Annotated in this window: 11 protein-coding genes and 2 pseudogenes; 7 read left to right on the forward strand and 6 right to left on the reverse strand. The window is 69.0% G+C overall.

Going from position 1 to position 14,089, the window contains the following annotated elements:
• Positions 1–25: 25 nt before the first annotated feature.
• The 3 genes and pseudogenes from ACFZDJ_RS28330 to ACFZDJ_RS28340 form a co-directional block, all read right to left on the reverse strand.
• Positions 26–1,051: a thaumatin family protein gene (locus tag ACFZDJ_RS28330; protein WP_391062900.1), complete on the reverse strand. Its 1,026-nt coding sequence runs from the start codon at positions 1,049–1,051 to the stop codon at positions 26–28.
• Positions 1,052–1,730: 679 nt separating this feature from the next.
• Positions 1,731–2,080: pseudogene (locus tag ACFZDJ_RS28335) on the reverse strand (heterodisulfide reductase-related iron-sulfur binding cluster); the annotation flags it as partial.
• A gap of 253 nt (positions 2,081–2,333) precedes the next feature.
• Positions 2,334–3,362, reverse strand: a complete 1,029-nt coding sequence (locus ACFZDJ_RS28340) for a thaumatin family protein (RefSeq protein ID WP_391062903.1) — start codon at positions 3,360–3,362, stop codon at positions 2,334–2,336.
• 213 nt (positions 3,363–3,575) lie between these two features.
• Here ACFZDJ_RS28340 and ACFZDJ_RS28345 point away from each other — a divergent pair, with 213 nt between their 5' ends.
• The 4 genes and pseudogenes from ACFZDJ_RS28345 to ACFZDJ_RS28360 all read left to right on the forward strand — a co-directional run bounded on the left by ACFZDJ_RS28345 (position 3,576) and on the right by ACFZDJ_RS28360 (position 8,278).
• Positions 3,576–5,546, forward strand: coding sequence for a sigma-70 family RNA polymerase sigma factor (locus tag ACFZDJ_RS28345; RefSeq protein ID WP_391062906.1), 1,971 nt, complete (start codon positions 3,576–3,578; stop codon positions 5,544–5,546).
• 269 nt (positions 5,547–5,815) lie between these two features.
• Positions 5,816–6,100, forward strand: a pseudogene (locus ACFZDJ_RS28350) (DDE-type integrase/transposase/recombinase); the annotation flags it as partial.
• Positions 6,101–6,137: 37 nt separating this feature from the next.
• Positions 6,138–6,449: an integrase core domain-containing protein gene (locus tag ACFZDJ_RS28355; RefSeq protein ID WP_391062909.1), complete on the forward strand. Its 312-nt coding sequence runs from the start codon at positions 6,138–6,140 to the stop codon at positions 6,447–6,449.
• A 428-nt stretch (positions 6,450–6,877) separates the two neighbouring features.
• Positions 6,878–8,278, forward strand: coding sequence for a hypothetical protein (locus ACFZDJ_RS28360; RefSeq protein ID WP_391062912.1), 1,401 nt, complete (start codon positions 6,878–6,880; stop codon positions 8,276–8,278).
• A gap of 104 nt (positions 8,279–8,382) precedes the next feature.
• On the opposite strand, the gene ACFZDJ_RS28365 is transcribed toward ACFZDJ_RS28360, so the two are convergent.
• The 3 genes from ACFZDJ_RS28365 to ACFZDJ_RS28375 all read right to left on the reverse strand — a co-directional run bounded on the left by ACFZDJ_RS28365 (position 8,383) and on the right by ACFZDJ_RS28375 (position 10,874).
• Positions 8,383–8,937, reverse strand: a complete 555-nt coding sequence (locus tag ACFZDJ_RS28365) for a TetR/AcrR family transcriptional regulator (RefSeq protein ID WP_248297517.1) — start codon at positions 8,935–8,937, stop codon at positions 8,383–8,385.
• 43 nt (positions 8,938–8,980) lie between these two features.
• Entirely contained in the window at positions 8,981–9,826 is an 846-nt protein-coding gene (locus ACFZDJ_RS28370; protein WP_168516082.1) for an oxidoreductase, read from the reverse strand.
• Between the two features lie 220 nt (positions 9,827–10,046).
• Positions 10,047–10,874, reverse strand: coding sequence for an IclR family transcriptional regulator (locus ACFZDJ_RS28375; RefSeq protein WP_168516080.1), 828 nt, complete (start codon positions 10,872–10,874; stop codon positions 10,047–10,049).
• Between the two features lie 125 nt (positions 10,875–10,999).
• On the opposite strand from ACFZDJ_RS28375, the gene ACFZDJ_RS28380 reads away from it, so the two are divergent.
• The 3 genes from ACFZDJ_RS28380 (at position 11,000) to ACFZDJ_RS28390 (ending at position 13,956) form a co-directional block, all read left to right on the forward strand.
• Positions 11,000–11,923 (forward strand): alpha/beta fold hydrolase, encoded by a 924-nt coding sequence (locus ACFZDJ_RS28380; protein WP_391062917.1) that lies wholly within the window; start codon positions 11,000–11,002, stop codon positions 11,921–11,923.
• 89 nt (positions 11,924–12,012) lie between these two features.
• Positions 12,013–12,999, forward strand: coding sequence for an amidohydrolase family protein (locus ACFZDJ_RS28385; protein WP_391062920.1), 987 nt, complete (start codon positions 12,013–12,015; stop codon positions 12,997–12,999).
• 108 nt (positions 13,000–13,107) lie between these two features.
• Entirely contained in the window at positions 13,108–13,956 is an 849-nt protein-coding gene (locus tag ACFZDJ_RS28390; RefSeq protein WP_168516075.1) for an SDR family oxidoreductase, read from the forward strand.
• Positions 13,957–14,089 lie beyond the last annotated feature (133 nt).

Genomic DNA, 14,089 nt, shown 5'->3' on the forward strand with positions numbered 1-14,089 from the left:
CACTCTCTTCCTCGTTGAAGGCAGGTCATGTACTGGCTCCCCATGTGATGCGGTAGTCGCACTCTCCGGAACAGGTGAGCACGCTCGTCTCGTCGTCATTGACGTACGAATAGGCGAAGGGCTCCGCCTTCTTGAAGACTGCGGCAGAGTTGACGGGCCAGGACGAGGGAACGCACTGCGGCCGGGCGGCGTTGGGGCCCGTGCAGCAGGTTTGGTCCGTCTTGAAGACCAAACAGGCGCTCAGGCAGGCCACGACATGGCCGTCACGGATGCGCTGGAGCTTTGCGGGGCACGTAGCGTTGGCGTCGTGCGTGCAGCCCGCGGCCGAACATCCGTTGGCATCGATCTTGTCGTGCGAGGTGCCGCCGGAACTGTTGATCCACATCGGGAGGTTGTTGCCCTCGACCAGGCTGACGTCGTAGAAGTCCATGCCGGTCCAGGCGTTGAGGTTGAACTCGGCGAGTGTCGAGGGGAACTCGCCCCAGGTCCGCCCGCACTGGAAGTGCCCGCAGTCACCGGTCAGGCAGTGACCGTTACCGGCAGCGTCGAAGTCGCAGCCGGTGCGCGCCCACACCCGTACGTCCCAGTGGTCCGGGATCGTGAAGCTGAGGCTGCCGCCGGGCGGCAGGACCCAGCCCGTTGCCTTGACCGGGTGCACGGGGTCTGCGGCGATGGCGGGCCAGATCGTCTGGTCGAGCCGGTTGACCAGCGTCATGGTCCGTTCGCCGGGCCCGGCCGCCGGCGGCTTCTTGACGGTGGGGGACTTCGAAGCGCGGACCGTGGCGGACGGAAGGGCGTTCGGGGAAGCGGAGGGCCGCGGCGAGGCAGAGGCACTGGCGGAAGCACGGGCGGAGGCACGGGGCAGGGCGGCTCCCCCGGCACCCACCGTGCTCGGCGCGGACGGCCGGTCGGCGGAGACGGTGCCCCCTCTCGGCCCGGTGTCCGTCTGCGTGCGGGCGAACAGCACGCCTGTCATCAATGCGAGGCAGGCGAAGACGGCCACACCGGCCGCGCGTACGCCGCCGCGCGCGGTCAACGGGCGCCGTGACACGCGCCTTCGCCCTCCGGAAGCACCCGTCGGCCGACTCCGTCGGCGCCTCGACGGCGGGGAATGATCCATGTTCACTTCTCCTGTCCTGTCCGCATCCGCGCACCGCCGAGTCATGGCGGGTCGGCTGAGGCCCACATTCAGGAGACGGCGTGTGGGGTCGTGGACAACGAAAACTGGGCCGGCAGCCGGCGGAGGAGCTCGCCCGGCCCTTCCGGCCGATGACCCATGACGCACACAGCCCCGGCGGATTTTGGCCGGGGCTGAACGTGTGCGTGATCGTGAAGGGCGGTCGCCTACGCGGCGAAAGGCTCCATGAGGCTTCAGCCGAACGATCGTCCTCATGGGCTATAGGTGAGGCCCGGGGACACTGTCCCCTCCACGACCACTCCCTCTGCAACCAGAGGGACACGAGGATCATTCCCTCCCCTGTGGTGGGCCCTTCGGGTCCGGTGCGCGCCGTACGAAAGGGCGTTCGTGCCACCGCCAAACGGGTCGCGGTCCGGTGGCACCGCGACCGGAAGATCAACGTTCAGGGGGTTGGCCGGCGAGCGGCGGGACGGGACCGGGACGGTGCCGAGCACACCAGGTAGCGGATTCCGGCCGGCCTTCCTCAGCTGGGCGGGAGAGCCGAACCGTTCGAGCATCAGCAGCACCACCGGGTGCTGGACGCGTGGGCCTGGGGGAAGTAGGCGTCGACGTCGGTCACGCCCAGCATGTCGACCAGGAACTCGGTGAACTCGTGGACCCGGTCGGCCGGCGAACGGGCCTGGTCGCCGACTCGTTGCCTCGCCCCTCAGCGGCGGCGCGTGCGCCGAGCCGCGGACAGTTGTCGCGGACCATGGCCGCGCAGGAGCCCGACGGGGCCACCACGTAGTCGTAGTCGTCGAACGCCTTGGCCATGCGGCGCACCAGCGGCTCGGTCTCCCGGCGGTAGCCGGTGTTGTACTGCGGCTGGCCGCAGCAGGTCTGCTCGAAGGGGAAGTCCACCTCGACGCCGAGCCGGCCCCCTTTCTCAACGGCCTCGGCCAAGACCGCGAGGCAGTCCTGGCCGGGCTCGCTCTCCCCTACGGCAACGGCCCCACCAAGGGCGCCAACACCAAGACGAAGCTGATCGCGCGGCAGATGTACGGTCGAGCCGACTTCCCGATCCCCCGCCACCGCATCCTCTTGGCATGACCTCGCATTCCGTCACCGCCGAAAGTGCGACGGAGCCGAAAGTGCGACAAAGCCGTTTGTTGTGCACACCCCTTCACAGCGGCCTGACCGCCTTGAGGGTGCGGGGCTAGCCGGTGGTGCCGAAGGTGACGCGGTAGTAGCAGGCGCCCTTGCACGGCATCGTCGCCCCGTCGTCGAAGGCGTACGAGTAGGCGTAAGGCGCGGCCTTCTTGAAGACCTGGGTGTAGTCGACCGGCCACTTCGAGGGGACACAGTTTTCGCGGCCCGCCCACTTGTTGAGGCAGCAGTATGTGTCGCCTCCGAACGCTGCGCACGGCGGTTTGCAGCCCACGACCTGGCCGTTGGAGACGGCCTGCATTCGGCTGGGACAGTTGACCTCCGTGGTGCAGACGCCCTTGTAGCATCCCGCGGGGCTGACCGGGTCGGCGGTCGTGGTGTGGGAGATGTTGATGTACATGGGCAGGTTCGAGCCGTCGACCATGCTCACGTCGTAGAAGTCCATGCCGGCGTACGCGTTGAAGGAGAACTCACCCAGGGTGGTGGGCGGGTTGGCGCCGTTGCAGACGCTGGTGCAGTCTCCGGTCGCGCAGAACCCCGCTGCCGTGGAGGTGCATCCCGTCCGGCCCCAGATGCGTCCGCCCCAGTTGTTCGCCACGGTCAGCGACAGGCTCCGGCCCGGCGCCAGCTTGCGGCCTTCCGGGTAGACCGAGGTGTTGGTGACAACCGCCCAGACCGTCTTCTGGGTGCGGTTGACGACCGTGATCAGGCGCTTGCCCGCCGGCGCGGTCGACGGCTGCTGCGCGGACGTGCCCGCCCCGCCCCCTGCCTTGCTCCCACCCCCTGCCTTGCTCCCGCTGTGCGCCGACGCGCTCGCCGTGGCGGAAGGAGAGGGCCTGTGGCTCGGCGATGTCGACGGGGAGGGAGAGCTTCTCGGCGTCCGCAACGGGGACGCGGTGGCCGTGGGTTCTCCGGCGGCGACCTGCCGGTCCGCCGTGGGATTGCCGTTGGTCCCGGACGGTGACCAGACGCTGTAGGTGATCAGGACCGTGGCGGCCGTCGCGAGGGCGGCTGCCCCGGCGTACCACCAGCGGTGTCGCGGAGGTCTCGCGCCGTGTCGACTGCGTCCTCGTGCCATCCTTGTGCCTTCCTCGTGCTCTTCGGGTGCGTGCGCACGTATCGGTGACCGTGTCGGCGGCAGCCTGACAACACAAATTCAAACCCCCCTGCCGAACTTTCTGTTGTCCGCGTGTGCGCCGGCGGTCTCCGTTCAAGGGAGCGTCCTCACGGTCCGGACTGCGGGCCGGGGAAGCTGCCACGGCTGGACCCACACGCAGAGGAATGGACCTACATGCTCAAGATTCACCGGAGTGGACCCGGCACCGGGGTGGTGATGGCGGCGCGCGCCGGTGACCGACAGGCCCTGGATCATCTGGTGGCTCAGTGCCTACCGCTGGTCTACAACATCGTCGGCAGGGCCCTGAAGGGTCACGCCGATGTCGACGACGTCGTACAGGAGACGCTGTTGCGCATGGTGCGAGGACTGCCGGAACTGCAGGAACCCTCCGCGTTCCGGTCCTGGCTTGTAGCCATCACCATCAGGCAGGTACGGGACCGTGAACGTGTCAGGACCACGGCGCGCGCCCGTAATACGCGCCTGGAGGAGGCGGAGGCGATACCCGACCCCGCGCTGGACTTCGCGGGCCTGACCATCCTGCGTCTCGGACTGACCGAGCAGCGCCGTGAGGTTGCCGAGGCCACGCGCTGGCTGGACCCGGACGATCAGGAACTGCTGTCCCTGTGGTGGCTGGAGGAGACGGGCGAGCTGGAGCGGGCCGAACTCGCCTCCGCCCTCGGGCTGTCAGCCCGTCACGCGAGCGTGCGTGTGCAGCGTATGAAGAAGCAGATGGAGGTTTCACGTCTGGTGGTGCGCGGCCTGGGAGCCGCCCCGGGCTGCTCCGAGCTCAACGAAACCGCATCGACGTGGGATGGCACGCCAAGCCCTTTGTGGCGTAAGCGGTTCGCCCGCCACATCCGCGACTGCCCAGTCTGCGCGGGCCTGGACCGGAAGCTGGTCCCCATGGGCCGCCTGCTGAGCGGATTGCCCCTGCTCGCCCTTCCCACCAGCCTCGACCCGGCTCGCGTGCTCTCCGCTGTCACCGGAAGCGGTACGCCCCCCTCGGACCTCGGCACCCACCACGGGCTGTCGTCCAACACCGGCGGCTCCTCGGAGCCCGCGCGTGCGGCGGGAGTCGGGCGCAGCCATCGGGCGAATCGCAGACGCCCGGCGCGCCGGCCCGACCGAAGGGCGACACGTACCATCCCCAAGCCGGTCCTCGGCGGCGCGGCGGTGTCACTGGTCGCGGTGGCCGTACTGGTCGCGGCCCATCTGACGCCTGGTTCTTCTGCCCCGGCCGCGAAGACGACACTGCCCACTCCGCCCACGCCTGCTGTCACTGCGTCCCCGAGCCCTTCCCCCTCGGGTGTCCGGTCCGCCTCACCCAGCACGTCCCCGACGCGGACGGCGGCACCGACTTCCAAGCCGACGCGTACCGCCGGGGCCGCGGCCCCGGTGCAGGTCGCCTCCTCCGCCAAGAAGGGCGTAGGCGTGTGGCCCTTCAACGGAGCGAGCCAGGCGCTCGCCGCATCCGGGGCGAGCTGGTACTACACCTGGGCCACCCAGCATCCGGGCGTCACCACACCGCCGTCGGCGACCTTCGTACCCATGATCTGGGGAGCGGCCTCCGTCACCGACGCCTCCCTCGCCCAGGCCCGCGCGCACGGCCCCTACCTGCTCGGGTTCAACGAGCCCGACATGGCCCAGCAGTCGAACATGACGGTCGAGCAGGCGCTGGAGCTGTGGCCGCGGCTCATGAAGGCCGGCAAGGTCCTGGGCAGCCCGGCGGTAGCGACGGGCGCGGACGTCCCCGGCGGCTGGCTGGACCGCTTCATGTCCGGTGCTGCGGCCAGGGGGTACCAGGTCGACTTCATCACGCTCCACTGGTACGGAGGGGACTTCCGCACCCCACAGGCCGTCGATCAGCTGAGGTCGTACCTGGAGTCCGTCTACCAGCGCTACCACAAGCCGATCTGGCTCACCGAATACGCGCTGATCGACTTCTCCCACGGGACCCGCTTCCCCACTCCGGCGCAGCAGGCAGCCTTCATCACCGCATCCACCGAAGCCCTCGACTCCCTTCCCCACCTCCAGCGCTATGCGTGGTTCGGGCTCGGCGCCGACCCATCGAAGCCGAGCAGCGGCCTCTTCACGAACGGCACGACGACGACCGCAGCGGGCCGGGCCTTCCAGGCCGCGCACTGACCCGGGGCACGACGGACACCCCCCGGCCGGGGCGGCACCTCCCCGGCCGGAAGGAGGGAACGCTCTCCATCCCAGGAACGCAGACACAGCTCGTCGCAGCCCACAGATCGAAAACACGTGGCCTCAACAGCGGACGCGGGCCAGGATGCGGCGGATGGTCGTCTCACACGGCACCGGCCGAGTGCCGGTCAGCGGGCAGCAGCGGGCGCCGATGCGGTCCAAGACGGCCGGTAAGGAGTCACCGCGGCCCGCTGCACATCGAGCGGCTGATGCGCGAGAACGACCTGGAGGGCGTCATCCGCGGCCGGCGACGACGCACCACGGTGCCCGAGTCGACCGCTCCCAGGCCACCGGACCTGGTCAACCGGCTCTTCACCGCGACCCGGCCGAACCAGCTCTGGGTGACGGACCTGACCTATATCCCCACCTGGTCCGGCTGGGTCTACGTCGCATTCGTCCTCGACGTCTACTCGCGGATGATCGTGGGATGGCAGCTCGCGACCCATATGCGCACCGATCTCCCCCTGGATGCCCTGGAGATGGCGCTGTGGCGCCGGGGCATCAAGAAGGGATCGGGGCTGAACCATCACAGTGATCGCGGCAGCCCAATACGTGTCCATCCGCTACAGCGAACGGCTGATGGACGTCGGTGCCGCCGCGTCGGCGGACTCCGTCACGGACTCGTACGACAACGCGATGGCCGAGGCGCTCAACGGCACCCCCAAGGCCGAGGTGATCGAACATCAAGGTCCCTGGCGGGACGCTGGCCAGGTCGAACGCGCCGTCATGCAGTGGGTCGGCTGGTACAACACCGAACGCCTGCACTCCGCACTCGGCCACCTCCCACCCGAGGAGTTCGAAGCGGCTTACCAACGTTCCATGACCACCCCAAACGCCGCCTGAACACATACGATCGGCCGCTACGAAACTCGGGGCGGCTCACACGACAAAACGACAGTTGTGGTGTGTCATCCGGAGGCCTCAATGGGCGGGCTGGAGAAACGGGGGCTTGCAGGTGGTCAACGGCTTCCCAGGAAGGCAGGGCCGTGCCGTGCAGCATGGCGCTGATGTCGCTGGAGTTGAGTGGGTGTGACTGCGTACGGCCGCGGGCTCGGGCCGGCCGGCTGAGAGATGCAGGCCGCGGGTCAGCGCATTGCTGAGCGAACACTATGAACATAATGATCAAGAGCGTGGCCCCTCGACTGCAGCCTTCTTAGCATCACAACTCGCGGCGCAACGGTGCGCCCACGAGGACAGGAAGCCGCACCTTGGACAGGTCCAGAACGCTCGCACGCATCCCCAGATGGTTCCGATCCGGTAAGCAGCGCCGCGTGGGGCTGGCCGCCTGTCTTGCCGGGGTGGTCATCGGCGCACTCACGAGCACACCTTCCGCCCACGCGGACGCGGGCCATCCGGCATCCGTCGCATGCCCGTCAAGCCTGGCGGAAAGGGCCACGTGTTACACCGGCCAGGATGCGAACGGCGCCTACTACGCGATCGCCATCCCCAAGACATGGAACGGCTCGCTCGTCGTGCACGCCCACGGCGGTCCCGACCTCGGCGAAGGCTCCGACCCTGCCCGCAGCATCAATGATCTGGACCGCTGGTCGGTCATGGTGGACGAGGGCTACGCCTGGGCCGGCTCGTCCTATCGCCGCGGTGGTTACGGCACCCGGATGGCGGCCGCCGACACCGAGAACCTGCGCCGCCTGTTCGTCCAGGAGTTCGGCAAGCCGAAGCGAACCTACGTGCACGGCCAGTCCTGGGGCGGGAACGTCGCCGCCAAGGTCGTGGAACTCTACGGCAAGAAAGACGGCCCCTACGACGGAGCCCTGCTCACCAGCGGCGTCCTCGGCGGCGGCTCACGCGGATACGACTACCGGGTCGACCTGCGTGTGGTCTACCAGTACTACTGCCGGAACCACCCCCGTCCCAGCGAGCCTCAGTACCCGCTGTGGGAAGGGCTGCGCGCCGGCTCGACCATGACAGCCGCCGGGCTCCGCGCCCGCCTGCAGGAATGCACGGGATACGCTTCCGCCCCGCAGGATCGGACCGCGCTGCAGCAGCGCAACCTCGACGACATCCTCGCCGTCACAAAGATCCCCGAGCGCACCCTGGAGTCACATCTGCAGTTCGCGACCTTCACCTTCCGTGACATCGTGCACAACCGGCTCGGCGACCGCAATCCGTTCAGCAACCAGGGCGTGCGGTACTCCGGTTCACATGACGACAAGGCGCTCAACGCCGGCGTCGAGCGGTTCTCTGCCGACCCGACCGCTGTACGGGACCTGTCCTATGACAGCGACCTCACCGGCAAGGTCGACATCCCGGTCCTCACCCTCCACGCGATCGACGACCCAACGGCGTTCGTCGAACACGAGGCGGCCTACCGAGCCACCCTCCAAGGCGCGCACCGGGCAAAGTACTTGGTGCAGACCTTCACCAAGGAGAGCGAGCACAGCGCACTGAGCAACTCCGAGTACGCCAACTCCATCTCCACCCTGGACAGGTGGGTGCGCACCGGAAAGAAGCCGACGCCCCAGTCGATCGCGGCATCCTGCGCGCGGTTCGACCGTACATACGGCACCGGCTGCCTCTACGACCCGAGCTTCCACCCGAGCTCCTACGCCTCACGGGTCAATGCACGGTCGGGCGGACTCGTCTGGCCGGCCATGACCGCCGCCCAGGAGAAGTCCTGGAGCCTCATCGACGGCGTCGGTATCGCTCCCTGAGGTCTCCGGCTCACCACACCAGCCAGAGAGGTGGGCGATGTTCACCGCACTCGCCGACATCGGCACCGAGGGCAGGATCCGGAGGCACTGCGCACCGCCACCGCCTACGTGTCGGGGCCGATCAGTCCGTTCAGAGCCGCCATGGAAATCTCGTCGGCCTGTTCCTCGTCGAGCGGGGCGTGCCCGCTCATCAGGCGGAAGATGAGTGGGCCGAAGAGGATGTCAGTCGCCGTCTCCGCACTGACGCCGGCACGGGCCTTTCCCTGTGTGGCAAGCCGGTCCCACAGCAGGGCGATGGCTTCGCGGCGGGCTTGGAGGAAGTAGGTGCGAAAGTACGGGGCCGCTTCGGGATCGGTGGCGCACGCGGCCAGCAGCTGCCGGAAGACCTGGCCTGTGTCGCTGGCGTAGAAGGCGCTCACGCGGCGCACCTGTTCACGCAGGTCGGCGGCTGCGTCCCCGGTGTCCGGCAACGGGATCGCATCGGCCATCCGGCGGCCGAACGCCTCGGCCGCAACGGCGGTGCGGGACGGCCAATGCTTGTAGATGGTCATCTTGCTCACACCCGACCGCGCGCTGATGGCGTCGACCGTCGCCCCCGCGATTCCGCCCTCGGCGAGCAGCTCAGCGGCCGCGGCCAGGACCGCTTCTCTCGCACGCACGCTGCGGGGGTGGACCGCCGGCGCGGGCACCGCGGAGGGCGGCTCAGCCGGCAGCGACATCGTCGTGATCCGTGCTCATGGCCACCTCGCGCCACTGGTCCAACTCGCTCTGCACGAATCGGAGCTTGTCCTCCACCCGGGCCACGCAGTCTGCCCCCAGTTGCAGGCGCAGCGGGGCCTTCTCGCTGCCTCCGAGGCCGACGATGATGCGGGCCGCCTTGGCGGGGTCGCCCGGCTGGCCATGGTTGCGGTCCGTGGCGAAGGTCCGGGTGCCGCCCGCGGTGGCCTGGTAGTCGTCGATGACGTTCGTCTCGGTGTGGAGGCTGGAGCCGTCGAGGAAGTCGGTGCGGAAGAGGCCGGGTTCGACCACGGTCACCTTGATACCCAGCGGCGCGGTCTCGGCCGCGAGCGCTTCGGACAGGCCCTCCACGGCGAACTTGGTGGAGGCGTAGACGCCCCAGCCGGGAGCGCCGGTGAAACCGCCGACGGAACTTATGTTGAAGATGTGGCCCGAGCGGCGTTCGCGCATGCCCGGCAGGACAGCGCGCAGCATGTTGAGGGTGCCGAAGACATTCGTCTCGTACACCCCCCTGGCCGCCTCGTCCGAAACTTCCTCGACCGCACCGAGCAGGCCTCGGCCCGCATTGTTGACGAGGACGTCGATGCCGCCGAACCGTTGGGTCGCCGCGGCGGTGACCGCCCGCGCCTGGTCCTCGTCTGTGACATCCAGGGGCAGAGCGAGCAGCGCGTCGCCCGCGTCGGGAAAGTGAGCGCTGACCACCCGCGGATCGCGGGCGGTGGCCACGACGTCGTGCCCGGCCTCGAGGGCGGCTCGCGTGATCCGCGCGCCGAATCCGCGGGAGGCTCCAGTAACCATCCAAGTACTCATTGCCTGTGGCTTCTTTCATGCAGTGAGGAGTGGGCTTTCCCGCTCAGCCGACGGAACGACAGGTCACCGCCGAGGAGGGACGCGCCAGGCACGGACACAGCTGCCTGCGCCGAGCGACGCCACGACGCCTCTCATTTACTGTACGTACAGTACACGAAGGGGTTCGCAGCCAGCGGGGCTCCGGCAGGCTTCCACGGACCTCGGGCGACGGCTGCCCGTTTCAACCGGTGAAGGGGTGGGGTTTGTCTTCGCAAGGTGTGCTGCACAGCTCGCGTGAAATCGCCCGCGCGCAGGTACGGACGGCGGGTGTCACGATTTTGTGGTCTGCGGTCGCGCTGGGTATGACGACGGACAGGGCGGCGCAGACCGTGCCGTCGGGACCGTGGAGGGGTGCGGCTACGGAGGTTCGTGGCCACGGGGTGGTCAGTGTCACGGTGGCGAATCCGCCGCGGCGCACCTCGGCCAGGACCCGGCGCAGTTCTGCCGGTCCTTGCGTGCGCCGATCAGCCCCCTCAGCGGGGAGATTGTCCAGAACCCGGTCCTGCACGGATGGCGGTGCGCCGGCGAGCAGGACGAGGCCGACGCCTGTGGAGTGCAGTGGCATACGTCCGCCGACGCGGTACAGCACCGGGTCGGCGTCGTGGGCGGACAGCCGCTCGACCAGCAGTGCCTCGTCGCCGTCGCGTACGGCCAGAAGGACGTGCTGACGGGTGACATGGAAGAGGTCTTCCATGAACGGCATGGCGACGGCGCGCAGGCCGTGGCCGCGCGGCGCCAGCGAGGCGATCTCCAGGAGCCGCAGGCCGATGGTGTACCGGCCGTCCTCGCGGCGTTCCAGCGCGCCGGTGCCGGTCAGTTTCCTGGCCAGGCGCAGCGTGGTACTGCGTGGCATGCCGGTCAGGCGCGTCAGGTCGGCCAGGGACAGGACCCGGTGTGCGGGGTCGAAGGCGCCCAGCAGCGCGAAGGCCCTGTCGATGACCGCGTCCCCCTGCGGGGGCCTGCGGCCCCGTAGGGGGGATGGTTCGCTGGGCGAGGTCCTGTCAGGCACGTTCTTGCTCCTTTGTTCCACTCAATGGCATACCTGATGCCTCTGTATGGCACGTGCTCTTAGGTTAGGGCCATGTTCGCGGGCGGTGCCCGCGCGGCGCCGTCCCCCCCACTCAGGAGTTCTCCATGCATGTTCTGACCAGCGACGTCTCGTTGCTCAAGGGAAAAACGACCGGGGTCGCCGCACTGCCTGACGAAACAACGGACATGCCCGTGCTGGTGTTCGTGCACGGCGGGGGAGCCACCGCGAAGAGCTTCGACATTCCCGGGCACTCCCAGATCCTGCGGGCCGCGCATCACGGATTCCCTTCCTACGCGCTCAATCGTCCCGGCTACGGCGGCAACGAGACGCTCGGTTTCCCGCCCGACACCGACACGGGCGGGATGAGGGCCCACGCGGAGCGCCTCGACCTGGCTATCGCCGAATTGTGGGAACGTCACCGCGAGACCGCACCTGGTGTCGTCGTGGTCGGGTGTTCCATCGGCGCCGCCATCAGCCTGCATCTGGCCTCCCTGTGGAGTGAGCAGGACCAGCCCGGCTGGCCGCTGCTCGGTCTGGCCGCCGCGGACATCGGCCAGCTTCCGCGGGAGAACGTGGTGAACGCCTGGCGCTCCAGCGCCGTCGAAGAACGCACCGACATGACGAAGCTGCAGGCCCAGCTGACCATGCCGCCCCTGTGGGCCCTGGCCCCCTATCAGTTCGGCCTCCACGCCATGCCCGGCATTCTGGAGCCCGTGCTGCGGGCCGAGGGGATGGAGGTCGTCGGCGGCTGGGTGCGGGAGTGGCAGCGCATCGCTTCCTCGATCACCGTTCCCGTCCACTACCGCCTGGGCGAGTTCGACACCATGTGGACCGTCCGGCAGGACCTCGTCGACGAGTTCGCCGCCGCGTTGCTGACCAGTTCCCCCTACGTTGACGCAGCCCTCTTCGCCGGCTCCGCGCACGGCGTCGCGGACAGCGTCGTCGGCCACGAGTACTGCCTGCAGGTCCTCGGCTTCGCAGAGCGCTGCTCCGTCGCTGCCAGGATCCCCCAGCTTCTCGGCCGCTGAAACGGGTACCACCACCCGCCCCGTCCGCGGCACGGGACGGAGGCAGTACCTCTTCCCGCTGCGGCGCAGCACCTTGAAAGGATCGCCCCATGCCCACGCCGGCCGGTCTCCTCATCGACCTGCACGCCCATTTCGTCACGGAGCAGTATGTCGAGGCGGCCCGGTCGGCGGGGCACCATTACCCCGACGGCATGCCGCACTGGCCCCGCTGGGACGCCACCGAACACCTCCAGCTGATGGACCGCCACGGCATCCGCACCTCCGTGCTGTCGCTTTCGTCGCCCGGCGTGCACTTCGGTGACGATCAGGCCGCCCGGCTCCTGAGCCGGGCGGTCAACGAGTACGCGGCCGAGGCACGGCACCGGCATCCCGGGCGGTTCGGCCACTTCGCCTCTTTGCCCCTGCCCGACGTGGAGGGTTCCCTGAGCGAGCTCGCCCATTGCCTGGATGTCCTGGGCAGCGACGGCGTGGCCGTCACCACCAACACCGGCGGGGTGTACCTCGGTGATGCACGTTACGAACCGCTGTGGAGCGAACTCGACCGCCGCCGCGGTGTCGTCTTCGTCCACCCCACCTCTCCCCCGCACGCCGATGCCGTGGCCCTGGGACGGCCCCGGCCCATGCTGGAGTTCATCTTCGACTCCGCACGTGCCATCAGCGACCTCGTCTTCAACGGCGTCATCAGCCGCTATGCCGGCATTCAGTGGATCTTCACCCACAGTGGCGGCGCGGTCCCCCTGCTCGCCGACCGCATGGAACTGTTCCGCACCGTCTTCGGCGACACCGGCCAGGCCGACAGCACTGAGCAAACCGTCCCGGAGCAGATCAGCCGCCTGTGGTTCGACATGGCCGGCACCCCCTTCCCCCGGCAGATCCCCGCTCTGGCCGCGGGCTTCGGCTCTGATCGCATCCTGTACGGCTCCGACTACTGCTGGACCCCAGGCTTCGGCGTGAGCGCGCAGATCGCCTCCCTCGACACAGCCGAACAGCCGTCACCCGATACGTGGCACACCCTGACCACCCGCAACGCCGAACGTCTGCTGCCGCAGCTCGCGCAGAGTTCGCCGGCCCAGTAGTACGGGGGCCGGTGAACTCGCCCTCCCGGCCCTCGCGTCACCCATCCACCGCCCCAGGCGCCGCGCGCGATGTGCTCGCACCGGCGCGCACACGGAAGTCGGACCGCAATGACCCACGCCTCTCCCCTCAGCGACCACATCCCCGACGAGAACCTGCGGGGCAAACGGGTCCTGGTCACCGGCGGTACTCAAGGCCTGGGAGCGGCGATCGCCGAGCGCCTCAGCCGGGCCGGCGCGACCGTCCTGGTGACCGCCCGCACCACGCCTCCGTCCGACGCGGCGCACCCGCTCTTCGTCTCGGCCGACCTGTCCACCATCTCCGGCATCGAGACCGTTGTGGACCACGTACGCCATCACCTCGGCGGCCTGGACGTGCTCATCCACAACGTCGGCGCCAGCCTGACGCAAGGCGGCTTCGCCGATGTGGACGACCAGCAATGGACCAAGATCCTGGACATCGCGCTGATGGCCGCCGTGCGTCTGGACCGGGCTCTCGTGCCCGGCATGGTCGCGGCCGGCCACGGTGTCGTACTGCACGTCACCACCATCCAGCGTGGTATGCCGCTGACGAACGTGCGGCTGGGTGCGATGGGCGGTGACACGCCGCAGAACAGCATCGCGCTGTCTGCCGCGAAGGCCGCCCTGACCGTCTACAGCAAGGGACTCGCCTCCGAGGTCGCGCCGGCCGGAGTCCGCGTCAACTCGGTCGCCCCGGGCTTCATCCTGACGCCCGCCACCGAAGAGGCGGCCGACCGGCTCGCTCACGATGCGGGAACCGACCGGGCCACCGTGCTGCGGCAGATCGCCGACGCGCTGTACCCCGGCGGGATCCCCCTCGGCCGGCCGGTGACGACCGCGGAGGTGGCCGAGCTCGTCGCCTTCCTCAGCTCCGACCGTGCCTCTGGGATTGCCGGGGCCGAGCACGTCATCGACGGCGGTACCCTGCCCACCGTGTAGGTGCATCGGCCATGGGCCGGCAGGGCCGAGGTGACGGCGGTGCACACCGCGCCGGACAACAACCACGGCGGCATCATCCAGTGGGAGAAGCGCGACGGCTCCACCGTGGTGGTGGGCCCCGCACGCACCTCAC

The sequence above is a fragment of the Streptomyces sp. NPDC007896 genome, from assembly GCF_042959425.1.
In the GTDB taxonomy this organism is placed as follows: Bacteria; Actinomycetota; Actinomycetes; order Streptomycetales; family Streptomycetaceae; genus Streptomyces.